This is a genomic window from Serratia sp. CY52157 (genome assembly GCF_052168495.1).
GTDB classification, from domain to species: Bacteria; Pseudomonadota; Gammaproteobacteria; order Enterobacterales; family Enterobacteriaceae; genus Serratia; species Serratia ureilytica.
The window spans coordinates 144892-171075 of record NZ_JBJNMO010000003.1 but is presented as its reverse complement, the minus strand read 5'-3'; the positions used below and the strand labels follow the sequence as shown (position 1 = coordinate 171075).

The 26184-nt window shown below is 60.3% G+C and carries 27 protein-coding genes; 12 read left to right on the top strand and 15 right to left on the bottom strand.

Annotated elements, in window-relative coordinates; genetic code table 11:
• The first annotated feature begins 4 nt into the window (after positions 1-4).
• Genes phnL through phnP form a run of 5 tightly spaced genes read left to right on the top strand, consistent with a single transcriptional unit; the run spans position 5 to position 3809 of the window.
• The gene (gene phnL / locus ACJ8IP_RS14695) at positions 5-709 is read left to right on the top strand and encodes a phosphonate C-P lyase system protein PhnL (protein ID WP_033652772.1); all 705 of its coding nucleotides are present in this window, start codon (positions 5-7) and stop codon (positions 707-709) included.
• Positions 709-1845, top strand: a complete 1137-nt coding sequence (phnM, locus tag ACJ8IP_RS14690; protein ID WP_164057559.1) for an alpha-D-ribose 1-methylphosphonate 5-triphosphate diphosphatase — start codon at positions 709-711, stop codon at positions 1843-1845. The genes phnL and phnM overlap by 1 nt, the downstream gene beginning before the upstream one ends.
• Entirely contained in the window at positions 1845-2414 is a 570-nt protein-coding gene (phnN, locus tag ACJ8IP_RS14685) for a ribose 1,5-bisphosphokinase (protein ID WP_016929305.1), read from the top strand. Before phnM ends, phnN begins: the two co-directional genes overlap by 1 nt.
• The gene (locus tag ACJ8IP_RS14680) at positions 2411-3013 is read left to right on the top strand and encodes a DapH/DapD/GlmU-related protein (RefSeq protein ID WP_015376431.1); all 603 of its coding nucleotides are present in this window, start codon (positions 2411-2413) and stop codon (positions 3011-3013) included. Before phnN ends, ACJ8IP_RS14680 begins: the two co-directional genes overlap by 4 nt.
• Positions 3014-3026: 13 nt before the next feature.
• Entirely contained in the window at positions 3027-3809 is a 783-nt protein-coding gene (gene phnP / locus ACJ8IP_RS14675) for a phosphonate metabolism protein PhnP (RefSeq protein WP_060438165.1), read from the top strand.
• On the opposite strand, the gene ACJ8IP_RS14670 is transcribed toward phnP, so the two are convergent.
• Both ACJ8IP_RS14670 and ACJ8IP_RS14665 read right to left on the bottom strand, forming a co-directional pair.
• On the bottom strand, positions 3766-4398 hold the full coding sequence (locus tag ACJ8IP_RS14670; protein WP_149542701.1) for an NAD(P)H-binding protein: 633 nt from the start codon (positions 4396-4398) through the stop codon (positions 3766-3768). The genes phnP and ACJ8IP_RS14670 overlap by 44 nt on opposite strands.
• A gap of 30 nt (positions 4399-4428) precedes the next feature.
• Positions 4429-4869 (bottom strand): YhbP family protein, encoded by a 441-nt coding sequence (locus tag ACJ8IP_RS14665; protein WP_069100496.1) that lies wholly within the window; start codon positions 4867-4869, stop codon positions 4429-4431.
• Between the two features lie 433 nt (positions 4870-5302).
• Here ACJ8IP_RS14665 and speFL point away from each other — a divergent pair, with 433 nt between their 5' ends.
• The 4 genes from speFL (at position 5303) to ACJ8IP_RS14645 (ending at position 9615) form a co-directional block, all read left to right on the top strand.
• Entirely contained in the window at positions 5303-5407 is a 105-nt protein-coding gene (gene speFL, locus ACJ8IP_RS14660) for a leader peptide SpeFL (RefSeq protein ID WP_004933443.1), read from the top strand.
• Between the two features lie 274 nt (positions 5408-5681).
• Positions 5682-7844, top strand: a complete 2163-nt coding sequence (gene speF / locus ACJ8IP_RS14655) for an ornithine decarboxylase SpeF (RefSeq protein ID WP_122004259.1) — start codon at positions 5682-5684, stop codon at positions 7842-7844.
• Between the two features lie 62 nt (positions 7845-7906).
• The gene (gene potE / locus ACJ8IP_RS14650; RefSeq protein ID WP_033648789.1) at positions 7907-9223 is read left to right on the top strand and encodes a putrescine-ornithine antiporter; all 1317 of its coding nucleotides are present in this window, start codon (positions 7907-7909) and stop codon (positions 9221-9223) included.
• An 86-nt stretch (positions 9224-9309) separates the two neighbouring features.
• Positions 9310-9615, top strand: coding sequence for a GIY-YIG nuclease family protein (locus ACJ8IP_RS14645; protein ID WP_198793233.1), 306 nt, complete (start codon positions 9310-9312; stop codon positions 9613-9615).
• Here ACJ8IP_RS14645 and ACJ8IP_RS14640 read toward each other — a convergent pair.
• Complete coding sequence (locus ACJ8IP_RS14640) at positions 9602-10105, bottom strand: GNAT family N-acetyltransferase (protein ID WP_089192488.1); 504 nt, start codon at positions 10103-10105, stop codon at positions 9602-9604. The two genes, ACJ8IP_RS14645 and ACJ8IP_RS14640, sit on opposite strands and share 14 nt — an antisense overlap.
• Positions 10099-10620 carry a ubiquinone anaerobic biosynthesis accessory factor UbiT gene (gene ubiT, locus ACJ8IP_RS14635; RefSeq protein ID WP_033644181.1) on the bottom strand — a complete coding sequence of 174 codons (522 nt, stop codon included), beginning with the start codon at positions 10618-10620 and terminating at the stop codon, positions 10099-10101. The genes ACJ8IP_RS14640 and ubiT overlap by 7 nt, the downstream gene beginning before the upstream one ends.
• Positions 10621-10878: 258 nt before the next feature.
• Here ubiT and ubiU point away from each other — a divergent pair, with 258 nt between their 5' ends.
• Positions 10879-11874: a ubiquinone anaerobic biosynthesis protein UbiU gene (ubiU, locus tag ACJ8IP_RS14630; protein WP_033641666.1), complete on the top strand. Its 996-nt coding sequence runs from the start codon at positions 10879-10881 to the stop codon at positions 11872-11874.
• An 11-nt stretch (positions 11875-11885) separates the two neighbouring features.
• Positions 11886-12764, top strand: a complete 879-nt coding sequence (locus ACJ8IP_RS14625) for a U32 family peptidase (RefSeq protein WP_198793232.1) — start codon at positions 11886-11888, stop codon at positions 12762-12764.
• Positions 12765-12892: 128 nt separating this feature from the next.
• Here the strand turns inward: ACJ8IP_RS14625 and ACJ8IP_RS14620 are convergent, their stop codons facing one another.
• The 5 genes from ACJ8IP_RS14620 to ACJ8IP_RS14600 form a co-directional block, all read right to left on the bottom strand.
• A complete protein-coding gene (locus ACJ8IP_RS14620; RefSeq protein ID WP_042783539.1) occupies positions 12893-13435 on the bottom strand; it encodes a chorismate mutase in 543 nt (180 codons plus the stop codon).
• A gap of 13 nt (positions 13436-13448) precedes the next feature.
• Positions 13449-14237, bottom strand: a complete 789-nt coding sequence (locus ACJ8IP_RS14615; protein WP_240290172.1) for an alpha/beta hydrolase — start codon at positions 14235-14237, stop codon at positions 13449-13451.
• Between the two features lie 569 nt (positions 14238-14806).
• A complete protein-coding gene (locus ACJ8IP_RS14610; RefSeq protein ID WP_016929316.1) occupies positions 14807-15946 on the bottom strand; it encodes an ABC transporter permease in 1140 nt (379 codons plus the stop codon).
• The gene (locus ACJ8IP_RS14605; RefSeq protein WP_033651473.1) at positions 15943-17097 is read right to left on the bottom strand and encodes an ABC transporter permease; all 1155 of its coding nucleotides are present in this window, start codon (positions 17095-17097) and stop codon (positions 15943-15945) included. Before ACJ8IP_RS14605 ends, ACJ8IP_RS14610 begins: the two co-directional genes overlap by 4 nt.
• Positions 17079-18050, bottom strand: a complete 972-nt coding sequence (locus ACJ8IP_RS14600; protein WP_033638900.1) for an HlyD family secretion protein — start codon at positions 18048-18050, stop codon at positions 17079-17081. Before ACJ8IP_RS14600 ends, ACJ8IP_RS14605 begins: the two co-directional genes overlap by 19 nt.
• 232 nt (positions 18051-18282) lie before the next feature.
• On the opposite strand from ACJ8IP_RS14600, the gene ACJ8IP_RS14595 reads away from it, so the two are divergent.
• Positions 18283-19296, top strand: coding sequence for a luciferase-like monooxygenase (locus tag ACJ8IP_RS14595; protein WP_072626611.1), 1014 nt, complete (start codon positions 18283-18285; stop codon positions 19294-19296).
• A 37-nt stretch (positions 19297-19333) separates the two neighbouring features.
• Here ACJ8IP_RS14595 and yedF read toward each other — a convergent pair whose 3' ends face one another.
• The 6 genes from yedF to pnp form a co-directional block, all read right to left on the bottom strand.
• Positions 19334-19573, bottom strand: coding sequence for a sulfurtransferase-like selenium metabolism protein YedF (yedF, locus tag ACJ8IP_RS14590; RefSeq protein ID WP_033641662.1), 240 nt, complete (start codon positions 19571-19573; stop codon positions 19334-19336).
• A complete protein-coding gene (gene yedE / locus ACJ8IP_RS14585) occupies positions 19570-20784 on the bottom strand; it encodes a selenium metabolism membrane protein YedE/FdhT (protein ID WP_016929320.1) in 1215 nt (404 codons plus the stop codon). Before yedE ends, yedF begins: the two co-directional genes overlap by 4 nt.
• A 145-nt stretch (positions 20785-20929) precedes the next feature.
• On the bottom strand, positions 20930-22852 hold the full coding sequence (locus ACJ8IP_RS14580) for a DEAD/DEAH family ATP-dependent RNA helicase (protein WP_033641661.1): 1923 nt from the start codon (positions 22850-22852) through the stop codon (positions 20930-20932).
• On the bottom strand, positions 22842-22916 hold the full coding sequence (gene yrbN / locus ACJ8IP_RS14575) for a protein YrbN (RefSeq protein ID WP_223182019.1): 75 nt from the start codon (positions 22914-22916) through the stop codon (positions 22842-22844). The genes ACJ8IP_RS14580 and yrbN overlap by 11 nt, the downstream gene beginning before the upstream one ends.
• A 122-nt stretch (positions 22917-23038) precedes the next feature.
• A complete protein-coding gene (gene nlpI, locus ACJ8IP_RS14570; protein ID WP_004933495.1) occupies positions 23039-23923 on the bottom strand; it encodes a lipoprotein NlpI in 885 nt (294 codons plus the stop codon).
• Between the two features lie 128 nt (positions 23924-24051).
• Positions 24052-26169, bottom strand: a complete 2118-nt coding sequence (pnp, locus tag ACJ8IP_RS14565) for a polyribonucleotide nucleotidyltransferase (RefSeq protein WP_016929321.1) — start codon at positions 26167-26169, stop codon at positions 24052-24054.
• Between the last annotated feature and the right edge of the window lie 15 nt (positions 26170-26184).

Sequence of the window (26184 nt, the reverse complement as noted above, 5' to 3'; positions counted from 1 at the left end):
ACAGATGACTATGCAAATCCGAGTTGAACATCTCAGTAAAACCTTTGTGCTGCACCAGCAGTACGGCACCCGCCTGCCGGTGCTGCACGACGCCAACCTGACGGTCCACGGCGGCGAATGCGTGGTGCTGCACGGCCACTCCGGCAGCGGCAAGTCCACCCTGCTGCGCTCGCTGTACGCCAACTACCTGCCGGACAGCGGCCATATCTGGATCAACCACCAGGGCGACTGGCTGGACATGGTCAGCGCCGACGCGCGCCAGATTCTGGCGGTGCGCCGCCATACGCTGGGCTGGGTCAGCCAGTTCCTGCGGGTGATCCCGCGCATCAGCGCGCTGGAAGTGGTGATGCAGCCGCTGCTGGAACAGGGCGTTGAGCGCGCCGAATGCCGCGACCGCGCCGAAGCGCTGCTCGCTGCGCTCAACGTGCCGCAGCGCCTGTGGCCGCTGGCGCCGTCCACCTTCTCCGGCGGCGAGCAGCAGCGGGTAAACATCGCGCGCGGCTTTATCGTCGATTACCCCATTCTGTTGCTGGACGAACCGACCGCCTCGCTCGACAGCCGCAACAGCGCGGCTGTGGTGCAGCTTATCGAACGCGCCAAGGCGCGCGGCGCGGCGATCGTCGGCATTTTCCATGATGAAGGCGTCCGCCAACAGGTCGCCGACCGGCTTTATGACATGCAGGCGCCACAGGCGCTGGAGGCCCTCTGATGATCGTCAATAACGTTAAGCTGGTGCTGGATGACCAGGTGGTGCAAGGCTCGCTGGAGATGCAGGACGGCGTGATCCGCAGCTTCGCCGACGGCCCGAGCCGGCTGCCGCAGGCGCTGGACGGCGACGGCGGCTGGCTGCTGCCGGGGCTGATCGAGCTGCATACCGACAACCTGGATAAGTTCTTTACCCCGCGCCCGAACGTCGACTGGCCGGCCCATTCGGCGATGAGCAGCCACGACGCGCTGATGGTGGCCAACGGCATCACCACGGTGCTGGACGCGGTGGCGATCGGCGACGTGCGCGACGGCGGCCACCGGCTGGAAAACCTGCAGAAGATGATCGACGCGGTGATCCACAGCCAGCGCGCCGGGGTGAACCGCGCCGAGCACCGGCTGCACCTGCGCTGCGAGCTGCCGCACGAGAGCACGCTGCCGCTGTTCGAACAGCTGATGGACAAGCCGGGCGTGTCGCTGGTGTCGCTGATGGACCATTCGCCGGGCCAGCGCCAGTTCGCCTCGCGCGAAAAGTACCGCGAATATTATCAGGGCAAATACCACCTCAACGATCAGCAGATGAGCGAGTACGAGGCGCAGCAGGTCGCCCTGTCCGCCCGCTGGGCCGCGCCGAACCGCGAGGCGATCGCCGCCCACTGCCGCGCGCGCCGCATCTCGCTGGCCAGCCATGACGATGCCACCGCCGCGCACGTGGCCGAATCCTGCGCGCTCGGCAGCGCCATCGCCGAGTTCCCCACCACCGAGGCGGCCGCCCGCGCTTCGCACCAGCAGGGCCTGCAGGTGCTGATGGGCGCGCCGAACATCGTGCGTGGCGGCTCCCACTCCGGCAACGTGGCGGCGCACCACCTGGCGGCGCTGGGGGTGCTGGATATTCTCTCTTCCGATTATTACCCGGCCAGCCTGCTGGACGCGGCGTTTCGCCTCGCGGCGGACGAGCGCAACGCCTACGATCTGCCCCAGGCGGTGCGCATGATCACCCGCAACCCGGCGCGGGCGCTGGATCTGCAGGATCGCGGCGCCATCGCCGAAGGATTGCGGGCGGATCTGGTGCTGGCGCGGTCGCACGGCGAGCACGTTTACGTGCAGAACGTGTGGCGCCAGGGCAGGCAGGTATTCTGATGGCGCGGCTCATCTATCTGATGGGGCCTTCCGGCGCAGGCAAGGACAGCCTGCTGGCCGCGCTGCGGGCCGACGCCGACCGCGCGCCGCTGGTGGCGCACCGTTACATCACCCGGCCGGCGGACGCCGGCTGCGAGAATCACATCGCGCTGAGCGAACCCGAATTTCTGCGCCGCCGCGCCAAGGGGCTGTTCGCGCTCGACTGGCAGGCCCACCAGCAGCGCTACGCGTTCGGGATCGAAGTGGATCTTTGGCTGCTGCAGGGGATCGACGTGGCGGTCAACGGTTCGCGCGCCCACCTGCCGCAGGCGCAGCAGCGCTACGGTGCGCAGCTGCTGCCGGTATGCCTGCAGGTCAACGCCGCGATCCTGCGCCGGCGCCTGCAGGATCGGGGGCGGGAAAGCGCTGAACAGATCGAGCAGCGGCTGGCGCGGGCGGCGGAATATCAGCAGAGTCTGCCCGCCGGCTGCCGGGTGCTGCACAACGACGGCCCACTCGACGATACCCTGGCGGCGCTGTTGGCGCTGCTGCCAACCGCCACCCGACAAGCTCAGGATGCGACGCCATGAACGACTTTGCCCAGCCGAAAATCGGCGACAACGTGACCCTTAACCGCACCCGGCTCGGCCAGTATGTGCATCTGGCCGACGATGCGATCCTGGAAGAGGTGGAGATGGGGGACTACTCCTACACTGCCGGGCACAACCAGATTTTTTACGCCACTATCGGCAAGTTCGTCTCCATCGCCTCCTATGCGCGCATCAATCCCGGCAACCACCCGACCTACCAGCGCATCGCGCAGCACCACTTCACCTATCGCGCTTCCGAATACGGGCTGGGGGAAGACGACGCGGCGTTCTTCGACTGGCGGCGCGAGCACCACGTCACCGTCGGCCACGACGTGTGGATCGGCCATAACGCCATCCTGATGCCGGGCGTCAGCGTCGGCAACGGCGCGGTGATCGGCAGCGCGGCGGTGGTCACCAAGGACGTGGAACCTTACAGCATCGTCGCCGGCGTGGCGGCCAAAAAGATCGGCATGCGCTTCGACGATGCGCTGATAGAGCGTATCGAACGCAGCCAGTGGTGGCACTGGGATCACGCCACGCTGCAGGCGCGGCTGGCGGATTTTCGCGACATCAACCGCTTTGCCCAGAAGTACCTTTAACGGAGGGGGAGCGATGCAACTGACCTTTCTCGGCACCGGCGGCGCGCAGCAGGTGCCGGTGTTCGGCTGCGACTGCCTGATCTGCCAACGGGCGCGGCGCGAACCGGCATTTCGGCGGCGCGCGTGCAGCGCCATGCTCAACTATCAGGGGGAAACGACCTTATTGGATGCGGGATTACCGGCTTTGGAGCGGCGATTTTCGGCGGGGCAAATTCAACGTTTTTTACTGACACATTACCACATGGATCACGTTCAGGGGTTATTTCCTTTGCGTTGGGGGTGCGGAAATTCCATTCCGGTGTATGGCCCACCGGATGAACAGGGCTGCGACGATCTGTTCAAACACCCGGGCATTCTGGCGTTTCAGCCGCCGCTGGCGCCCTTCGCCACCGTCGAACTGGGCGGCATGCGCATCACCCCGCTGCCGCTGCAACACTCCAAACTGACCCACGGCTATCTGATCCAGGCGGCGGGCGCTGCGCTGGCCTACCTGACCGACACCGTCGGCCTGCCGCCGGCCACCGCCGACTATTTGCAGAACGTGGCGCTGGATCTGCTGGTGCTCGACTGCAGCCTGCCGCCTCAGCCGCAGGCGCCGCGCAACCACAACGACCTGACCCGCGCGCAGGAGACGCAGCGGTTGCTGCAGCCCAAGCGCACGCTGCTGACGCACATCAGCCATCATCTCGATCGATGGCTGCTGGACAACGAGCTGCCCGCCGGGCTGGAGCTGGCGTTCGACCACCTCAGCGTCAGCCTCGGTAGCAGTGCAGCCGATCCGACTCCAGCACCCTGACCCCTTCGCCCGGCGTGAACGCCTGCTGCAGCAGCGTTTGCGCCACGTCTTTGGCGGCGACGGCGCGCCATTTGCCGGGCAGCAGCCTGAACAACGGCAGCGAGAGGCGCTCCATCAGGCGCGGCGCAGGGCGATCCCCCACCAGCATGGAAGGCCGCACCAGCGTCAGGCGCGGCCAGCGCTGTTCGCGCAGCGCCTGCTCCATCTCGCCTTTGGTGCGGTTATACAGGAAGGTGGAATCCGCGTTGGCGCCCAACGCGCTCACCACCAGACAGTGCTGCGCCCCCAACCGGCGGCCGGTCAGCGCACTCTCCACCACCAGTTGGTAATCGACGTAGCGGAAGGCATCGGCGCTGCCCGCCGCCTGGCGGGTGGTACCCAGGCAGCAGAACACCAGATCGACCGGCTGCTGCAGGCCGCTCAGCAGCTCGAACAGCGCATCGCCGACCGGGTTGGTCAGCTTGCCGTGCGGCGGCAGCGGCGTGCGCGTCGGCGCCACAATGGCCGTTATCTGCGGATCGCTTTGTAACAACTGCAGCAACTCGCGCCCCACCAGCCCGGTTGCGCCGACTAACAGTGCTCGCGCCATGCGATCTCCCGTTGTAATCAATACGTCGACTTAAAGTATAGACCGCGCCCAATGCAGCTTCTTGCCGAAGCCGAGGGTGTTGTCGGTCATCTTCACCTCGTGCAGATCCAGCCGCCATACCGAGGCCTTCATCGCCCTGGCGATCGGGAAGCGCTTGCAGTAACGCGCGCGCGCCGCCTCAGCCTCTTCGCCGCTCAGCAGCACCGCCTCGGCGCGGTACTGCACGCCGCGGATCAGCGCGATGCTTTTCGGCTTCGGCGCGATGGTGCCGACCACCCGGCCGTTGTTCAGCATCAGCCCGCCGTGGCGGGTGTGCGGTTCGGTCATCAGCCACAGCGCCATCGTCGCGGTGTCGAACACGTAAAAACAGTTGGCGCACCACATGTCGAGACCGTCGCCGGCGCACAGCGTCAAGACGTGTTGCTTGCCGATGAAATCCGCAATCTGTTGCCGTTGTTCTGGGGTATTCAAGGTTTCTCGCCTCCCGGTTCACTCACTTCATCTTACCCTGCGTTGTTGAAGCGAGTCACAAATAACGATAATCACCAAAAATCACACATGAATATAAACACAACAATAATGAATTTTTATTTATTTTTGCATAAAGCAGATTGATAACATAAAAAACACAAGGCGGATTTATTTGATCGTTATGTAGCCGGTTATTTGACCGCTTTTTTTATTCCTTTCCGAGCGCCATTGAAATTAAGCGCTTAAGGGCCGCGAGCATTAGCAATTCATTTACATGCCAACCTCTGGGCCCGGATGATACTTATGCAATACATTGCATAACCGGTGAATAGTTATTTATCAAAACCGGCATTTATGTGATTGTCATCACGATTTTTAGCGAATCTTGCGCTAAAATAGCGCCATCTTTTCACTCAGCAAGGTGGATTAGAAAATGGAAAACAATAACCGAAAAATGGCGCACATCAGGCGCACAACCCATATTATGATGATGGCTCATCGCAGCTGCTTTAGCTTCGCATTCTTCAACTACAGATAACCCTCCCCCCTCGCTCTTACGCCGTTGATAAGAGTGTCATTGCGTTTTTACTTATTCTCCGCACGCCGGTGATAATGTCTCTTTCTCGCTAACCGGGAAGGACACGCAATTCATTCTTAATTTCGGCCAAGCGCATCCAAGCTAAATAAAACAGCGAACACAGTTAATGCCTTTTGGCATCGCTGAGTTCTCGCACACCTTTATTTTCGTGAAGGCGTTAGCGGCAAATGGAATTATTTGCCGGCGGACTGCCTTTGCCTGAAGAATGAGAAAAATGAAAAAATTAAAAATTGCCGCCAACACCCAAACCCTCGGCTGCTTTGAAACCGAACGCGACATCGTCGATGTGCATCACAGCGATTTCAATGACGTCGCCGCCATCGTGCTGTCGGTAGACGACGTCGCGCAAGGTATGTTGGCGCGCATCGAAGAACACGGCCTGAACATCCCGCTGTTCGTCGCCGTCTGCTGCGAAGAAGAGCTGGATAACGCCGTACTGCCGGCGCTGCACGGCGTGTTTGAGCTGTGCGGCAAGAATACCCAGTTCTACGGCAAACAGCTGGAGGCCGCCGCCGCCAAATATGAGAGCGAGCTGCTGCCGCCGTTCTTCAATACGCTGACGCAGTACGTGGAAATGGGCAACGCCACCTTCGCCTGCCCCGGCCACCAGGGCGGCGAGTTCTTCCGCAAACATCCGGCGGGCCGCCAGTTCTTCGACTTCTACGGCGAAACGCTTTTCCGCTCCGACATGTGCAACGCCGACGTCAAACTGGGCGATCTGTTGATCCACGAAGGCGCGCCTTGCGCGGCGCAGCAGCACGCCGCCAAGGTGTTCAACGCCGACAAGACCTACTTCGTGCTCAACGGCACCTCGGCCTCGAACAAGGTGGCGACCAACGCCCTGCTGACGCGCGGCGATCTGGTGCTGTTTGACCGCAACAACCATAAATCCAACCACCACGGCGCATTGATCCAGGCCGGCGCCACGCCGGTTTATCTGGAAACCGCGCGCAACCCGTTCGGCTTTATCGGCGGCATCGACGCGCACTGCTTCGACGAGCGCTACCTGCGCCAGCAGATCCGTGAAGTGGCGCCGGAACGCGCCAACGAAGCCCGCCCGTTCCGCCTCGCGATCATCCAGCTCGGCACCTACGACGGCACTATCTACAACGCCCGTCAGGTGGTCGACAAGATTGGCCACCTGTGCGATTACATCCTGTTCGACTCCGCCTGGGTGGGCTATGAGCAGTTCATTCCGATGATGAAAGACTGCTCGCCGCTGCTGCTGGAGCTGAACGAGAACGATCCCGGCATCATCGTCACCCAGTCGGTGCACAAGCAGCAGGCCGGCTTCTCGCAAACCTCGCAGATCCACAAAAAAGACAAGCATATCAAGGGGCAGAGCCGCTACTGCAACCACAAGCGCTTCAACAACGCCTTTATGCTGCACGCCTCCACCAGCCCGTTCTATCCGCTGTTCGCCGCGCTGGACGTCAACGCCAAGATGCACGAGGGCAAGAGCGGCCAGCGCCTGTGGCAAGAATGTGTGCGCGTGGGCATCGAAGCGCGCAAAATGCTGCTGGATACCTGCACGATGATCAAACCGTTCGTGCCGGATCAGATCGACGGCAAGCCGTGGCAAGCCTATGACACCGCGGCGATGGCCAACGATCTGCGCTTCTTCAACTTCGTGCCCGGCGAAAAATGGCACGCTTTTGAGGGCTATGCCGAATCGCAGTACTTCGTCGATCCGTGCAAACTGCTGCTCACCACGCCGGGCATCGATACCGCGACCGGCAGCTACAGTGAGTTCGGCATCCCGGCGACCATTCTGGCCAACTACCTGCGCGAAAACGGCATCGTGCCGGAAAAATGCGATCTCAACTCGATCCTGTTCCTGCTGACGCCGGCGGAAGACATCGCCAAGATGCAACACCTGGTGGCCCTGATCGCCCGCTTCGAGAAGCACATCGAGCAAAACTCCCTGCTCAGCGAGGTGCTGCCTGCGGTCTATAAAAACCACCAGCAGCGCTACAAAAACTACACCATCCGCCAGCTGTGCCAGGAAATGCACGACCTTTACGTCAGCTACGACGTTAAAGAACTGCAAAAAGAGATGTTCCGCAAAAGTTATTTCCCGCGCGTGGTGATGAATCCGCAGGACGCCAATACCGAGTTTGTACGCGGCAACGTGGAATTGGTCTCGCTGGCCAAGGCCGAGGGGCGCATCGCCGCCGAAGGCGCCCTGCCTTACCCGCCTGGCGTGCTGTGCGTCGTGCCCGGTGAAATTTGGGGCGGCGCCGCGCAGCGTTATTTCCTGGCATTGGAAGAAGGCATCAACTTATTGCCGGGATTCGCGCCGGAATTGCAGGGCGTTTATATCCAACAGGATGAGGACGGCTGGAACCGCGCTTACGGCTACGTCATGAAAAATTAATCACCTTACGGGGCGGCGATTATTCTCGCCGCCCGGATCGCATCCTAAAAGAGAAAATGATCATGAGTAAGTCCAACAATAAAATGGGGGTCGTGCAATTAACGATCCTGACCGCCGTGAATATGATGGGTTCCGGCATAATTATGCTGCCGACCAAGCTGGCCGAAGTGGGCACGATTTCGATCGTTTCCTGGCTGGTGACCGCCGTCGGCTCGATGGCGCTGGCCTACGCGTTCGCCAAATGCGGCATGTTCAGCCGTAAATCCGGCGGCATGGGCGGCTACGCCGAATACGCCTTCGGTAAATCAGGCAACTTCATGGCGAACTACACCTACGGCGTTTCGCTGCTGATCGCCAATATCGCCATCGCCATTTCCGCCGTCGGCTACGGCACCGAGCTGTTCGACACCACGCTCAGCCCGCTCGGGATCTGTATCGCCACCATCGGCGTGCTGTGGCTGGCGACCGTCGCCAACTTCGGCGGCGCGCGCATCACCGGCAAAATCAGCGGCATCACCGTCTGGGGCGTGATCATTCCGGTGGTGGGCATCTCGGTCATCGGCTGGTACTGGTTCAGCGGCAGCGCCTACGTCGCCGCCTGGAACCCGCATCAGGTGCCGACCTTCGAAGCCATTGGCGCCTCGATCTCAATGACCCTGTGGGCGTTCCTGGGGCTGGAATCCGCTTGCGCCAACACCGACGTGGTGGAAAATCCGGAGCGCAACGTGCCGATCGCCGTACTGGGCGGCACACTCAGCGCGGCGGTGATCTATATCGTTTCGACCAACGTGATCGCCGGCATCGTGCCGAATATGGATCTGGCCAACTCCACCGCCCCGTTCGGGCTGGCGTTCTCCCACATGTTCAATCCGACGGTCGGCAAGATCATCATGGCGTTGATGGTGATGTCCTGCGTCGGCTCGCTGCTCGGCTGGCAGTTCACCATCGCCCAGGTGTTCAAATCCTCCGCCGACAGCGGCTTCTTCCCGAAAATCTTCTCCAAGCTGAGCAAGGCCGACGCGCCGGTTAAAGGCATGCTGACCATCGTCGTCATCCAGAGCGGTTTGTCTCTGATGACCATCAGCCCGTCGCTGAACAAGCAGTTCAACGTGCTGGTGAACCTGGCGGTGGTGACCAACATCATCCCTTACATCCTGTCGATGGCGGCGCTGGTCATTATTCAGAAAGTGGCGAAGGTGCCGGACAACAAGGCGCGCATCGCCAATATCATCGCCGGCATCGGCGCGCTGTACAGCTTCTATGCGCTTTACAGCTCCGGTGAGGAAGCGATGATGTGGGGCGCCATCGCCACCTTCCTCGGCTGGACGCTGTACGGCATTGTCTCGCCGCGCTTCGAGCTGGCGGGAAAAAAGGGGTAAAGCGGTAAGGCTCCGGCGGCCGGGGATGGGATTGTGACGGCGAACATGCCATCATACGCCGACCCTGGCCACCGAAACGGCGTACGATGACCGACACTACCCCCACTCCCTGGCACCTCTACATGCTGCGTTTAACGAGCGGCATGCTGTATACCGGCATCACCACCGACGTGGCGCGCCGCCTGGCGCAACATCAAGCCGGCAAAGGCGCCAAGGCGCTGCGCGGTAAAGGGGAGCTGACGCTGGCGTTTCACTGCCAGGTGGGGGATCGCTCAACGGCGCTGAAGCTGGAATACCGCGTCAAACAGCTGAGCAAAATACAAAAAGAGCGGCTGGTGAATCACCCGCCGCTGTCGTTGGCGTATCTATTGCCGGCCGTTAAAAGCGATTAAACGGCGCAGAAAAAGCCACTTCGCCGCTGACGCCATTCAGAGCGTCTTGCGCCAGCGGATACACCTGGAATGCGCTTTCCGTGTCCGGCCAGCGACAATTCAGGCCATAGGCGGCGGCCGGTTGGAAACCGAAGCGGCCGTAATAGGCCGGATCGCCCAGCACCACCACCGCGGCGTAGCTGAATTCGTTCAGCGAATCCAACCCCTCGTACACCAGCTTTTCAGCCAGCCCCTGACGGCGCAGGCTTTCATCTACCGCCAGCGGCGCCAGCGCCACCCATTGGCGATCTTCGCCGGCCACATCCACCGGGCTGAACGCGGCATAACCCACTACGCCGCCTTCGTCGTCAGTGGCGACCACGCCCAGCGTCAGCAGGCCGTCTTCGCGCAGCTGCTGCACCAGGTCGGCTTCGTCGTCGCGGCCAAAGGCGCGGCGCAGCAAGGCATCGATGCCCGCCGCGTCTACCGGGATCTCTACGCGGATCAGCATGATGCCGCCACACGGGAAGCCGACGCCGTGCCCTCCTGCAGCCCTGCTTCGACAAAATCAGCCAACTGCAACAGCCCCATGCGCAGCGGCGCAGGCATGCTTTCCAGCTCAATGGCGTCCATCAAATTTTTCACATACAGGCCCAATTCGGTATCCCCTTCAATCTGCAGCCGACGCTGAAAGAACAGCGTATCCGGATCTTGCTTACGCGCCGCGATCAGGATCAGATCGTTGGCGTCGCCGCTGAAGCTGACGTCCGCTTCGGCGTGCTGGCTGACCACCAGTTTGTCGTTTTCTACCGTCATAAACCATTGTAGCGCCAGATCGCGAACTTCGATCTTTAACCAGCGCGATTCGAGAAATTCCAGATCGCCATCCGCCAACGCCTGGCGGAACTGCCAGCTCAGCACCTGTTGCAGCAGTTGGCGCTGCAGAGCGAACGGCGTGAATTTCAGCGGGATGCGCAGCAGCGACGGCCCCTGGCGCACAAGACGTGCTCGTAGTTGTTCCAACACGGTCATCCACTCCTTTCAATACGGACTACCGCTATTTTGCCACACTGACGCGCGGCTTCAGCGGTCTATATCAACAAATAGTGCATTTCACCGCCATGTTTATCAATACGCCATAAGCTGCCTCAAATCAAAACCCGTGCGCGCCCCTTTGCCTAAAATGGCCTCCCCGATTCGCGTTTGCCGGCGGAACACCGTCGTCGGCAACCTTTAAAGACAGCGTGCGCCCGGCCGGGCGTACGGCTAAGCCAGGATAAATCTATGGAGCTGCTTTGTCCCGCCGGCAACCTGCCGGCCCTGAAGGCCGCGGTGGATAACGGCGCCGATGCCGTTTACATCGGGCTGAAAGACGATACCAACGCACGCCACTTCGCCGGCCTCAACTTCACCGAGAAAAAGCTGCAGGAAGCGGTCGATTACGTGCATCGCCACGGCCGCAAACTGCATATCGCCATCAACACCTTCGCCCATCCCGACGGCTACGCCCGCTGGCAGCGCGCGGTGGACATGGCCGCCCAACTGGGCGCCGACGCGTTGATTCTGGCGGATCTGGCGATGCTGGAATACGCCGCCCAGCGCTACCCGCAGCTGGAACGCCACGTTTCGGTGCAGGCTTCCGCCACCAATGAGGAGGCGATCCGTTTCTACCAGCGCAACTTCGAGGTCGGCCGGGTGGTGCTGCCGCGGGTGCTGTCGATGCACCAGGTGAAACAGCTGGCGCGCACCAGCCCGGTGCCGCTGGAAGTGTTCGCTTTCGGCAGCCTGTGCATCATGGCCGAGGGGCGCTGCTACCTCTCCTCCTACCTGACCGGCGAGTCGCCGAACACCGTCGGCGCCTGTTCGCCGGCGCGTTTCGTGCGCTGGCAGCAAACCGCACAGGGCATGGAGTCGCGCCTGAACGACGTGCTGATCGACCGCTATCAGGACCACGAAAACGCCGGTTACCCGACGCTGTGCAAGGGCCGCTATCTGGTGGACGACGTGCGCTACCACGCGCTGGAAGAGCCTACCAGCCTCAATACCCTGGAGCTGCTGCCGGAGCTGCTGGCCGCCAACATCGCTTCGGTGAAGATCGAAGGCCGCCAGCGCAGCCCGGCTTACGTCAGCCAGGTGGCGCGCGTCTGGCGCCAGGCGATCGACCGTTGCCAGGCCGATCCGGCCGCCTACCGCGCCGACGCCGCCTGGATGGAGACGCTGGGCGCGATGTCCGAAGGCACCCAAACCACGCTGGGCGCCTATCACCGCAAATGGCAGTAGCCGGAGGAAACATGAAATACGCACTGGGGCCGGTACTCTACTACTGGCCGAAAAACGACATCGCAACGTTCTATCAACAGGCGGCGGACAGCAGCGCCGACATCATTTATCTCGGCGAGAGCGTCTGCGCCAAGCGCCGCGAGATGAAGGTCGGCGACTGGCTGGCGCTGGCGCGCGAAATCGCCCGCAGCGGTAAACAGGTGGTGATCTCCACGCTGGCGCTGCTGCAGGCGCCGTCCGAACTGAATGAGCTGAAACGCTATGTGGAAAACGGCGAGTTCCTGTTTGAAGCCAACGATCTGGGCGCGGTGAACATGGCGGCGGAGCACGGCCTGCCGTTCGTCGCCGGCCATGCGCTGAACTGCTACAACGCCTATACCCTGCGCCTGCTGCGCCGCCAGGGCATGATCCGCTGGTGCATGCCGGTCGAGCTGTCGCGCGACTGGCTGGCCAATCTGCTGACGCAGTGCGACGAGTTGGGCTTCCGCCACGACTTCGAGGTAGAGGTGCTGAGCTACGGCCATCTGCCGCTGGCCTATTCCGCGCGCTGCTTCACCGCCCGCTCGGAGAACCGCGGCAAGGACGAGTGCGAAACCTGCTGCATCAAGTACCCGCAGGGCCGCATGATGCGTTCGCAGGAACAACAGCAGGTGTTCGTACTCAACGGCATCCAGACGATGAGCGGTTACTGCTATAACCTCGGCAACGAGCTGCCGAACATGCAGGGACTGGTGGACATCGTGCGGCTGTCGCCGCAGGGCGCCGAGACGCTGGCGCAGATCGATGCCTTCCGCGCCAACGAGCGCGGCGAGCAGCCGCTGGCCTTGACCGACCACGCCGACTGCAACGGCTACTGGCGCCGCGTGGCCGGGTTGGCGTTGGTGGGGTGATGGAGGCCGGCGCCGGGCTTTCCCTCGCCTGAGGGGCCTTTCAACGCCATTATTCGGCTGGCCGCCCGCGAGGAGAATGCGCCCGAAACCACACATCGGGCGCATTCAGCCAGAACAAAGGCAGGCGATTACCCTTTCAACGCAATTCGCTTTAATGACTGCCACAGGCGTTCTTTATCGCCAACTTTCAGGTGGGTTTGTTCCAGGGATTTCATAAAAACAAACCTGTCATTAAAGCGCTCGCCTTTCTTCAATTTATTGCTGACGCTGGTCAAAATCTGGGTATTCAACCGGCTGATTTTCGCTCTCACACTGTCTAGCGATTCAGGCTGCCAGCCGTTTTCCGGCGCCGACAGCCAGTCTGCCCGGTAGCGATACTGAATCGCTTTGGCCGCATCCATTTGCGCCTGTATAAAAGGAGCCACCGACTTGCCATCCAATCCCAATGCTTCCGCCTCGCGGACTGAGTTGGCCAATACGTTGGCTTCCTGAGGCAAATCCTCAATGGCCAGATGGTTGTTTGCCTTATACCCGGCAACGTCTTTCATGTAAGACAATCGCTGGTTAATCAATGAGGCGGTCTCGTCGGTTTGAACAGGCTTTGCCACCGCCGTGATAGAGAAAAATAATCCAGCCAAAAGCAGCAACCCTCTCGTCACTTTAAAATCCATTTAACCTCTCCTGTCACAGCCCTGTTGGCAGTGGTTTTTGGCTCGCAACGAAATTCGCTATGCGTGCATAATCTTTTGCCACCGCCGGATGTTTGCGCCCGGGAAGAAACTCGAAGCTGCAGCGCTCGCCGTCTTTCACCAACTGCGACGCCAGATTCCTGACATTCAACCTTGGGTTATCCTCTATGCGCTGGAAGATCTCTTTCTCAAGATCGGTACTGTCCGGCTCCGCCCGCTCCTCGCGGCTGCCTAATAGCAGCGATAACCAATCAATGCTTGCGGCAAGCTTAACGTCGCCTTCGGGCAGCACTGCGCCATTCGCCCACCAGAGCGCGGGACTGGCGGCAACATAGCGCTGAAAAGCCGTTTGATGATGAAACGCCACGTATAAGGTGAAATGCCCGCCAAACGAATGCCCCGCCAGCGTTTGCATTTGCTTATTGACCTTAAAACGACATTCGACCCACGGTTTGACGACATCCTGAATAAATCGATAAAATTGCTCCGCTCCGCCCCCGTCTTTAAAGCGCTCGCTGCCATCGCTCACCGTATAGTCGAATGTGCGAGCCGCCTTAATATCGACCCCCTCCTGATAACCGATTCCAATATAAAGCACAGGGGATACATCATCACCGTGATAACCCGCCTTAATTAGGGTCTCAAAGTGTCTGTTGGCATCTAAAAAATACAACGGATTTAATTCGTTGCACCCAACATGCCGTTTATCGCATGCCAGGAATACCTTATATTTTTGTCCATGATATTCAAACAGAACCGTTTGAACGCTTAATTTACCCGCCATACATCATGCTCCTTCATATTTATTACATAACGGCACCTATCTGAAACATCCCGTTTACAGACCAATCTCATGACTATGAGCGAGCAATCCATTTAATTATCCTACAATTAATGATTTCCGCACGCTAAGATCGTAAATCCCGAGGAGTTCATCACACACATAAACAATTAAGAAAACTTAATCATTTTGGGCGAAATAGAAATATAACAATTAAAATTGGATAAGCAATGTTCTATCCCGGCAAATATCACTTTTGGCTAAATAGTCGAATGGTTATTTTTTAGGGATGATAAGTTTGAAAGAATTAGGAATAGCCTTATCAAAAAGAGAACATAACACTGCAACACAAACAGGCGTGATTGAAGGTGTGCGTGATTGTCGGCGGGCCAGACCGAATTTCAAGAAGGGGTTGCTGCGTGCCGCTAGCAAGTAAAGCTTATGCGCGGCCGAAACCCGATTGCCGGGTTGTGGTCGCTTTGCGTTATCCCCGCCGGCCGCGGGGATAACGCAATAACCCATTGGATTAATTATCTTTTAACGTCACCGGGAAAGGCATCAATGCCTCCCCCTTACGCACGCCGCTTCCTGAACATCCCGCGCAGCGCCACGCTGTTGCGCAAGAAGGCCACGCCGAAGCCCAGCAGGGTGTAGACCACGCCGAGTATCAGCATCATCACCACGTCGCCCCACACTTCATTCAGCGACAGCCCCATCTGGTTGACGCCGGCGATCGCCTTGGTGCCCCAGGTGGAGGGAATGCTGTACGAGATGGCGCGCACCCAGGCCGGCATCGACTGCAGCGGCCAGATGGTGCCGGACAGGTAGAAGACCGGCGTAGTGATGAACGCCAGCGTCAGGTAGATCATCTCGACGCTGCGCAGGCACTCGGTCACCAGCTTGCCCAGCCCCAATACCGCCAGCAGGAACGGGAAGGTCAGCAGCAGCAGTTCGGCGATGTTCGCCGTCTGCCTATAGCCCAATACCCACGGCCACAGTACGAACAGCACGATCGACAGGAACAGCCAGATCGGCAGCAGCGCCGTCAGCCCGCCGAGGTGCGCCGCCAGCGGCGCTTTGCCGCCGGGCATGCTCTTCATGGCGATATTGACGCGGATACAGGCGATCAGCAACGAGTGCTGCAACAGCATCACCAACAGACCGGGGAAGATGATCGCCGCAAAGCTGATGCCGGGGTTGAACACGTCCAGCGTTTGTCCCAGTATCGGCGTCAGCAGTATCTGCGCCTGCCGTTCGCTGAAGCCGCTACGCAGCAGCAGCCCGTTGTTGTACTCCGTCAGCAGCTGCTGATAGGCCGCCACCACGTCTTGTTGGATCTGGCCGTTGGCCAGGCGGTTGGTGGCGTCGCCGTAGACCGGCACCACGATGTTCTGCCCGCTGAGGATCTTCTTCTCCAGATCCACCGGCATGATGATCACCGCAAACAGCTTGCGCCAGCTGAGATCGCGCTGCGCCTGTTCCAGGCTGTCGTAGGTTTCAATCGCTATCTTGGACGTGGCGTCCAGCTGGCGGATCAGCTGCCGGCTGGCGGTGCTGTGATCCTGATCGACCACCCCCACCGGAAGATCCCAGACCGTGCGGTTGGCGTACACCAGGCTCATGATGCACAGCGACAGGATCAGCATCAGCCACACTGGCCGCTCCAGCATGCCGAGCAGCACCTTAACGAAGGTTTGCCAATAGAGCTTCATCCGGCGTTCCCCTCTTTTTCCAGCCGCGCCGGCAGGCGATTGCGCACCAGCAGCGCGGCTACCAGCGGATAGACCGCCAGCAGCGCGCACACGCTGAAGATGGCGCTGGCGTGCACCTGCCGCAGGAACACGTCAAACATCGCGTACAGCGCGTGGGTCAGCGGTTCGATGTTGGAAATGATGCGCGCCGGCAGCGGCATCGACAGCTCAGGCACCGCCATGCCGGAGAAGGTCATCGCGATACTGACCAAAATACCGATCAGGCTGTACGCGGTGATGGTACTGCCGGTAAAGGTGTACAGCAGCAGGCCGATGCTCTGCGCCGCCATCACGTAGAACAGGCCGATCATCAGCATAAACAGAGGATTGCCGCTGACGCGGGCGTCAAAGATGCCCACCAGCGCCGCGATCTCGACCATCAGCAGGGTGGTGAAACACAGCGTGTACGGCGCCAGCTTGCCGAGCAGCGCCAGGCTGAACGGCTTGGCCTGCAGCAGCGACTTGCTGCGCGCCAGCACGTAGATCATGCAGGTCACCGCGAACAGCTGCAGCAGATGGATGGTGGCGGCGAACTGCTGGTAATAGATATAGCTGCCGCTGGCGTTGAACAGGCTGCCGTAGGAGAGCGTCACGTCCGCCAACGGCGGCAGCGTTTTGCCCATCTCGGTGGCGATGATGCTGCGGGTGCTGGCGTTGATTTCGTTCATCAGGCCGCCAAAGTCCTGGGTGGAGTACAGCCCGGCGCCGTAGAACAACGCATTGTAGTACATCACCACGCTCGGCTGTTTGCCCGACAGCGCGTTGGCCTCAAGATCCGGCGGGATATACAGCAACGCGTAATCTTGCGCGCTGCGCAGGCGGCTCAGCGACTCCGGCAACCCGCCGCCGTAAGCCTCGACGTGGGCGTGCGAACCGGCGTCCAGCCGACGCGTCAGCGATTTGGACAGCGGGCTGTGATCGCTGTCCACCACCGAGACCGGCAGATCGAGCAGCGTGCCTTCGGAGAAGTTGCTGCTGATCAGCGCAAACAGGATCAGCGGAAAGATCCAGCTCAACCAGTGCACCACCGGGCTGCGAAAAGCGACGCGACACTCTTTGTCGAACGCGTGACTGAAGCAGCGCCAGCCGGCCCTTACTCTTTCCATTGCCATAAGGTGCTCATCCCCGGACGCAGGCCGTCCACCGGCTGTGACGGATACAGGCGCACTTCGAAGGTTTTCAGGTCGAAGTCGCCGGTGGCGCGGGTGGCGCGTTTGGTGGCGTAATCCCCCAGCGGCGCAATGTAGCGCACCTCGGTGTCGATCATTTTGTCCTTCAGCGCCGGCACCCGCAGCTTGACCTTGTCGCCTTTGCGCACGTGGGCCAGGATGTCTTCACGCAGGTTAAACACGAAGTAGGCGTCCGGCACCCGGATCAACGTCACCAGCGGGCTGCCGGCGTTCAGCAATTCGCCCACTTCGGCCGGGATCGGCCCCACTTCGCCGTCTACCGGCGCTTTCACCTGCAGATCGTCGCTCTGCGCCTGGATCTGCAGCAGGTTCTCTTCCGCCGCCCGCAGCGCCGCCGCATATTGCTGCCGCTGCTCGACGCGGTCGCCGTTGATGCCTTCATCCAGATTGGCCTTGGCGGCCTGCACCTGTTGGAAGGCGGTGTCGCGCGACCGGCGCGAAGCGTCCAGCTCGGACTTCGAGATATAGCCCTTGCCGGCCACGCTCAGGTTCCGGTTGTAGTCGTTTTGCGCATTGCGGTACTGCGCCTCGGCCTGCGCCAGGTTGGCGCGCAGGTTGCGGATGCTCTCTTCACGGGTGCCGTGCAGCGACAGCTCGAGCTGCGCCTTGGCCTCGTCGCGCGTCGCCTGTGCGGAACGCAGTTGCGCCATCAGTTCGGGGCTATCGAGTTGAATGATCAGCTGGCCGCTTTTCACGTCGTCGCCGCGTTCGATCAGGCGTTCAACGACCCGGCCTTTCGCCTTGGATGCGACGATCACTTCGGGGGCATCCACTTCACCCTGCAGCAACAGATCCTGATTGTGCGCGCGGAACAGGATCGCCAATGCGATCGCCGCCAACATCAGCAACAGGGTAAACAGCGTCTTTTTTTTCATTATGTCAGCTCCCGGAACGGTAAGCGGCGGGCGGGGATAATCATTTCCATGTCTCAAATTGCTCCAAAAAACACCATTGCACTCATGAGGATATCACAAGCACATATCTCCTCTTTTATAACTATAAATTGGATTATGCTTTTAACACTAAAAAGCATCTTTTTTTCGGCCTTTTAGTATGCAGACTCCTGCAATCGCCCTTTAAGCGATCCACTCTCTGATGGACGATGTCATGACTGAACACACTGCCGTACCGCTTTCGGTACTGGATTTATCGCCAATCCCGCAAGGGGCCAAGGCGCGCGACGCTTTTCACTGTTCGCTGGATTTGGCGCAGCACGCCGAACGCTGGGGTTACCGGCGCTACTGGCTGGCCGAGCACCACAACATGACCGGCATCGGCAGCGCCGCCACCTCGGTGCTGCTGGGCTATCTGGCCGCCGGCACCCAGAGCATTCGCCTCGGCTCCGGCGGCGTGATGCTGCCGAACCATGCGCCGCTGGTGATCGCCGAACAATTCGGCACGCTGGAGTCGCTCTACCCGGGGCGCATCGATTTGGGGTTGGGCCGCGCGCCCGGCACCGATCAGCGCACCATGATGGCGCTGCGCCGCCACCTGTCCGGCGACGTGGATACCTTCCCGCGCGACGTGCAGGAACTGCAAAACTACTTCTGCGATGCGCAGCCCGGGCAACCGGTGCAGGCGGTGCCGGGCCAGGGGCTGCATGTGCCGCTCTGGCTGCTCGGCTCCAGCCTCTATAGCGCGCAGCTGGCGGCGCAGCTCGGCCTGCCGTTCGCCTTCGCTTCGCACTTCGCCCCGGATATGCTGTTCCAGGCGCTGCAGCTGTACCGCGAGAACTTCAAACCGTCCAAACAGCTGGCGCAGCCGCACGCCATGGTCTGCGTCAACGTGATCGCCGCCGACAGCGACCGCGATGCGCGCTTCCTGTTCAGCTCGATGCAGCAGCAGTTCATCAATCTGCGCCGCGGTTCGCCCGGCCCGCTGCCGCCGCCGGTGGATAACATTCACGCGCTGTGGACCGCCGGCGAGCAATACGGCGTCGAGCAGGCGCTGCGGATGTCGATCGTCGGCGATGAAAAAACGGTGCGCCACGGGCTGCAAACGCTGCTGCGTGAAACCGATGCCGACGAGATCATGGTCAACGGCCAGATTTTCGATCATCAGGCGCGGCTGCGTTCGTTCGAGATCGTCGCCGGCGTGAAGGGCGACATCGTGAAGGGCTAAAAAGCGAAGAGGCGGTGGGATCCCCACCGCCTTGGCGTTAACGCTGGATCAGGTAGCGAATGGTCGGCCCGTCCTGCTGGATATCCAGCACCTTGTAGCCGTGGTTGCGCGCATCGAGCGGGATGTTGTTGATCGACTGCGGGCAATCGCTGATCACCTCCAGGATCTCCCCCGGTTTCAGCTGCGGCATCGCCTCCAGCGTCGCCACCGCCGGGTACGGGCAAGGCTCGCCCAGCATGTCCAGCCGGTAGTCCGGCACTATCGTTGTTGCTTTCATGGCATGCTCCTCAAATTCACCACTTGCGCCTCAGGCCGGGCGCGGAAAAAGCGTTTCTCCCACCACAGCATGGCGGCGAAGGCCAGCGCCAGCAGCAGGTAAGTCACCAGCAGGCCGCCGATCGGGCCGAAGGTATCGAGCAGGTTGATCTTGTCGTAGTCGGTCGCCAGCGCCGGCGCCAGGTCGTCCCAGTAATAGGCCAGCAGCGTAGCGCCGATGATGTTGCCCAACCCCACCCACCAGTAGTGCACCTGCCCTTCCACGGCGCGGTACATCCAACCGGTCTCGCAGCCGCCGGCCAGCACGATGCCGAAGCCGAACAGCAAACCGCCCAGCACCGCATTCGGGCCGGCCCACATGATCTTCGGCGCCACGCCGAGCTGCACGTAGCTGAAGATGCCGATGGCGCTCACCGCCATGCCGATGATGATGGCTTTCGCCATGTGGGTGCGGCCGGTGATCCACAGATCGCGGAACGCCGAAGTGAAGCAGATCTGCGCGCGTTCGATCAGCAAACCGAAACCGATGCCGAACAGCATGGCGATGCCGAGCTTCGGCGCATCGAACAGTGTCCACAGCGACCAGGCCACCGCCAGGCCGAAGACGGCCATGCCCAGCCGGAAGCGGCGGCGCGCCTGCTCAGGCTTCTGCGTCAGCGGCGCGGCGGCCTTCACCTTTTGCAATTTGACCGGGATGCGGAACATCGGCAGCAGCGTGAATTTGGCGCCAAAGTAAGAACCGGCGGCGGTCGCCAGCGCGAAAAACCAGGCGTGCAACGAGAACTGAGGAATGCCGGTGAAGAATGCCGCCAGGTTACAACCCATCGCCAGGCGCGCGCCGAAACCGGCGATGATGCCGCCCAGCAGCGCCTGCACGATGCGAATGCGATGCTGCGGTTGACGCAGCTTGATGTTGTTGGCCCACAGCGCGGCGGCGATACAGCCGGCGAACATGCCGATGATCATGCGCCCGTCGATGCGCTCCAGCGGCGTGCCCTGCAAACCGATCACCTTGAAATAGCCCCACTGCTCAGGGTGCAGACCGAACCACTGCAGCACATGGCCGCCCCAGCGCGTGAATTCGCCGGTCACCGCCCAGAAGGTGCCGGTCATGCCGAAGTAGTAGGTAGAGAGGATCCCGGCGGCGATCACCGCCGGCAGCGGCGCCCAAAAGCGCACCAGGTATTGAGATTTGAACTGCTGCCAACTCATGGCATCTCCCGTGCATATCATCCGTAAGAAAAAACCTTATGAATGATACGCCATTCAGGGGCGTTTGACGGCAATTTTCAGGCATAAAAAAACCAGCCCGCAGGCTGGTTTTTCAGAGCGCTCACCGCGAACGGTGAATCGGCGATTACGCGTCGCCGAAACGACGACGTGGTGCCGCCGGGGCGCCGTCATCACGGCGTGGCGCCGGCTTGCCGTCACGGTTGTAGTTACCGCCACGACGCTCGCCGCCGTTACCGCCTTCACGACGTTCGCCGAAGGAACGACGTGGGCCGCCTTCGCGACGTTCGCCGTTGAACGGACGACCGTTGCCGCGACGCTCGCCGCCGTTGCCGCCGTCACGACGCTCGCGACGTTCGAACGGCTGTGCATCGCCCAGCAGCTGCATGTTCATCGGCTTGTTCAGGATGCGAGTGCGAGTGAAGTGATTCAGGATCTCGCCCGGCATGCCTTTTGGCAGCTCGATGGTGGAGTGGGAAGCGAACAGCTTGATGTTGCCGATGTAACGGCTGCTGATGTCGCCTTCGTTAGCGATAGCGCCAACGATATGACGGACTTCTACGCCATCGTCACGGCCCACTTCGATGCGGTACAGCTGCATTTCGCCAACGTCACGACGTTCGCGACGCGGACGATCGCCGTCACGGCTGTCGCGGCTGTCACGACGGTCGCCGCGGCGATCGTCACGGTCGTTGAACTCACGACGCTGACGCGGCTTGAAGACCGGATCCGGCGGCAGGATCAGCGGACGTTCGCCCTGAGCCATTTTCAGCAGCGCTGCGGCCAGGGTTTCCATATCCAGCTCTTCTTCCGGCTGCAGTTTGGTCAGCAGCGCGCGGTACAGATCCAGATCGCTGCTTTCCAGCTGCTGCTGAACTTTCGCGGCGAACTTGGCCAGACGACGCTCGCCCAGCAGTTCTGCGTTCGGCAGCTCCACTTCCGGGATGGTCAGCTTCATGGTGCGTTCGATGTTGCGCAGCAGGCGGCGTTCGCGGTTTTCCACGAACAGCAGCGCGCGGCCGGCGCGGCCCGCACGACCGGTACGGCCGATACGGTGAACGTAAGACTCGGAGTCCATCGGGATGTCATAGTTGACAACCAGGCTGATGCGCTCAACGTCCAGGCCACGGGCCGCAACGTCGGTGGCGATCAGGATATCCAGACGACCGTCTTTCAGGCGCTCCAGGGTCTGCTCACGCAGCGCCTGGTTCATGTCGCCGTTCAGCGCGGCGCTGCTGTAACCGCTGCGCTCCAGCGCTTCGGCCACTTCCAGGGTCGCGTTCTTGGTACGAACGAAGATGATCGCCGCGTCAAAGTCTTCGGCTTCCAGGAAACGCACCAGCGCTTCGTTTTTACGCATGCCGTAGACCGACCAGTAGCTCTGGCTGATGTCCGGACGGGTGGTGACGCTGGACTGGATGCGCACTTCCTGCGGCTCTTTCATGAAGCGGCGGGTGATGCGACGGATCGCTTCCGGCATGGTGGCGGAGAACAGCGCGGTCTGATGTTCAGCCGGGATCTCAGCCATGATGGTTTCTACGTCTTCGATAAAGCCCATGCGCAGCATTTCGTCGGCTTCATCCAGCACCAGACCGCTCAGGTTGGAGAGGTTCAGGGTGCCGCGCTTCAGGTGGTCCAGCAGGCGGCCTGGGGTACCCACAACGATTTGCGGGCCCTGGCGCAGAGCGCGCAGCTGCACGTCGTAACGCTGGCCGCCGTACAGGGCTACCACGTTGACGCCGTTCATGTGTTTGGAGAAATCGGTCATCGCTTCGGCAACCTGAACCGCCAGTTCGCGGGTCGGTGCCAGCACCAGGATCTGAGGTGCTTTCAGGTCTGCCTGCAGGTTGTGCAGCAGCGGCAGCGAGAACGCTGCAGTTTTACCACTACCGGTCTGTGCCATGCCCAGCACGTCGCGGCCGTTCAACAGGTGAGGAATACACTCAGCCTGGATCGGAGATGGTTTTTCATAGCCCAGATCGTTCAGGGCGGAAATGATTGGAGCAGACAGCCCCAGATCGGCAAAAGAGGTTTCAAACTCAGTCGTCATGTACACGTGCCTCATTAATAATGGCAGCCAGTCTACATAACTCGTCGAGAAAATTTTCAGTCATTTTCATTGAAAAGTGTGAACCGGCTCAAATTAGATTATAAAACGAACAAAAAAGCCCTCGCCCGTTAAGGCGATAACTTTGGTTAAAAACCAATGTTCATCAGGCTGATAGGTGTTCGTCAGCTATTGCTGGTCCGATTCCGATAGGTCGTCTTGCTCTTGGCCCAAAAGCGCCAATTCCAACAATGCATAGCGGTGCTCAACGAAGTTGTGAACGTTGTTAGACACCGTCAGTTTGAACAGCGCCGAAGCGGTGTCCTTGTCCCCCAGACTCAGGTAGTGTTTACCCAAATAGAAGTCAGTTTCACTGAGATGCTCAGCGAGCGAAGTGTTATCCGTTGCATCTGCCTTGAGGCGTTCCATCAGCGTTTTTTCGCTGATCTTGCCCAGGTAGAATTCGACAATATTCCATCCCCATTGCCCTCTGTCCGCTTTGTCATAGCGCTGCTGAAGCGCTACCTCGGCCTTCTTGGGATCGATTTCTCGCTCCACCAGATACAGCCATAACGAACGGAAGGGATCGTTTGGGTCGTCTTGATAAAACGCCTGCAGATCATCCTGCGCCAACGGGAAGCGGCCGCCATAGTACAGTGCGATGCCCCGGTTTAAACGCGCGTAATTGTAAGTTGGATCAAGCTCTAGTACAGAATCAAACGCTTCATAGGCAGCATCAAAATTGCCTGCCTGCGTTAAGTAAATGCCCAGGTAGTTGAAAACTTCCGGCATGTCGGGACGTATCGCCAGCGCCTGCGAGAAATCATTGCGCGCTAATGCACGTAACCCGAGGCTATCATACAGCACACCGCGCTCATATAAAAGCTGTGCGCGTTCGTCATCCGTCAGTGCCCGGCTGGCAAGAATTTGTTCCATGCGCGCCAGGATCACTTCCTGCTGCAACGTAGGCTGCAACGGGATTGCCAAAACTTCGTCTTTACGCCAATCATGGTTGCTGCATCCTGCCAGCATGAGTGCTGTCGCAACGTAACACCAGCGCAAGAAAGGCTTCATTTCCCACTCCCGAAGACAAACATTGGATGAACGTCCTGTCCTCCGTTTGCTAAAACGCGGGCATCCTACCCGCGCGATACGAACAGCTCCCAACCCCGTGGCGGGGAGCTGTAAAACTATCTATACAATTATTCTGCTTCAGGCGCAGGTGAACCTGCTTCCGGCGCCATCGCTTCTTTGATGCTCAGACGCACGCGGCCCTGACGGTCAACTTCCAGTACCTTAACCGGCACTTCCTGACCCATCTGCAGATAGTCGGTCACTTTCTCAACGCGCTTGTCGGCGATCTGAGAAATGTGCACCAGGCCTTCTTTACCACCGCCGATAGCGACGAATGCGCCGAAATCAACGATACGGGTCACTTTACCCTGGTAGATACGGCCCACTTCGATCTCTGCCGTGATCTCTTCGATGCGACGAATAGCGAATTTCGCTTTCTCACCGTCGGTCGCAGCGATTTTAACTGTACCATCATCTTCAATTTCGATGGTAGTGCCAGTCTCTTCGGTCAGCGCGCGGATAACGGAACCGCCCTTACCGATCACGTCTTTGATTTTATCCGGGTTGATGCGGATAGTATGAATACGCGGTGCGAATTCGGAGATATCACCGCGCGGAGTGCTGATAGCCTGTTCCATTACGCCCAGGATGTGCAGACGCGCGCCCTTGGCCTGGTTCAGAGCCACCTGCATGATTTCGCGGGTGATGCCTTCGATTTTGATGTCCATCTGCAGCGCGGTGATACCGTCGCGGCTACCGGCCACTTTGAAGTCCATGTCGCCCAGGTGATCTTCGTCACCCAGAATGTCGGACAGAACCACATAGTTGTCGGCTTCTTTCACCAGGCCCATCGCGATACCCGCAACGGCAGCCTTGATTGGCACGCCGGCGTCCATCAGCGCCAGAGACGCGCCGCACACGGAAGCCATGGAAGAAGAACCGTTGGACTCGGTGATTTCAGACACCACGCGAACCGTGTACGGGAAATCTTCCGGTTTAGGCATCATAGCCAATACGCCGCGTTTCGCCAGGCGACCGTGACCGATTTCACGACGCTTAGGAGAACCGACCATGCCGGTTTCGCCTACGGAGTACGGAGGGAAGTTGTAGTGGAACAGGAAGCTGTCGGTCTTCTCGCCCATCAGCTCGTCCAGGTTCTGTGCGTCGCGCGCGGTGCCCAGGGTCGCGGTAACCAGCGCCTGAGTTTCGCCACGGGTGAACAGCGCAGAACCGTGGGTGCGCGGCAGTACGCCGGTGCGCACGTCCAGGCCACGGATCATGTCTTTTTCACGGCCGTCGATACGCGGCTCGCCACGCAGTACGCGGCTGCGCACCACGTTCTTCTCGACGGTGCCCAGGATGTCCTGGATTTCGCCGGCGTCCAGCGTTTCGTCCTGCGCCAGCAGGGTTTCAACCACGCTGTCTTTGATCGCGTCAACCTGAGCGTAACGCTCTTGTTTTTCGGTAATGTGGTAAGCGTCGCCCAGGCGAGCTTCGGCCAGTTCAGCCACGCGCGCGTGCAGCGCTTCGTTGACCGCAGGCGCCTGCCAATCCCACTTCGGCTTGCCGGCTTCGGCAACCAGCGCGTTGATGTTTTCGATAACCACTTGCTGCTGGTCGTGGCCGAACACCACGGCGCCCAGCATCTGATCTTCGCTCAGCACGTCAGCTTCGGATTCCACCATCAGCACCGCGCCGGCGGTACCGGCAACCACCAGATCCAGACGGCTTTCTTTCAGTTCGTCGGTCGTCGGGTTCAGTACGTACTGATCGTTGATGTAACCTACGCGCGCGGCGCCGATTGGGCCGTTGAACGGAATACCGGACAGGCTCAGGGCGGCAGAGGCACCGATCATCGCAACGATGTCCGGGTTCACCTGCGGGTTAACGGAAACCACGGTCGCGATCACCTGAACTTCGTTCAGGAAGCTGTCCGGGAACAGTGGACGGATCGGGCGGTCGATCAGACGGGAAGTCAGGGTCTCGCCTTCGCTCGGACGGCCTTCGCGACGGAAGAAGCTGCCCGGGATACGGCCGGCGGCGTAGGTACGCTCTTGGTAGTTAACGGTCAGCGGGAAGAAGCTCTGGCCCGGCTTGGCTTTTTTCTGGCCAACGACGGTAACGAATACGGCGGTGTCATCCATGCTCACCATAACGGCGGCGGTGGCCTGACGCGCCATCATACCGGTTTCGATGGTGACGGTATGCTGGCCATACTGGAATTTGCGAATGATCGGTGTCAGCAAAATTATATCCTTGAT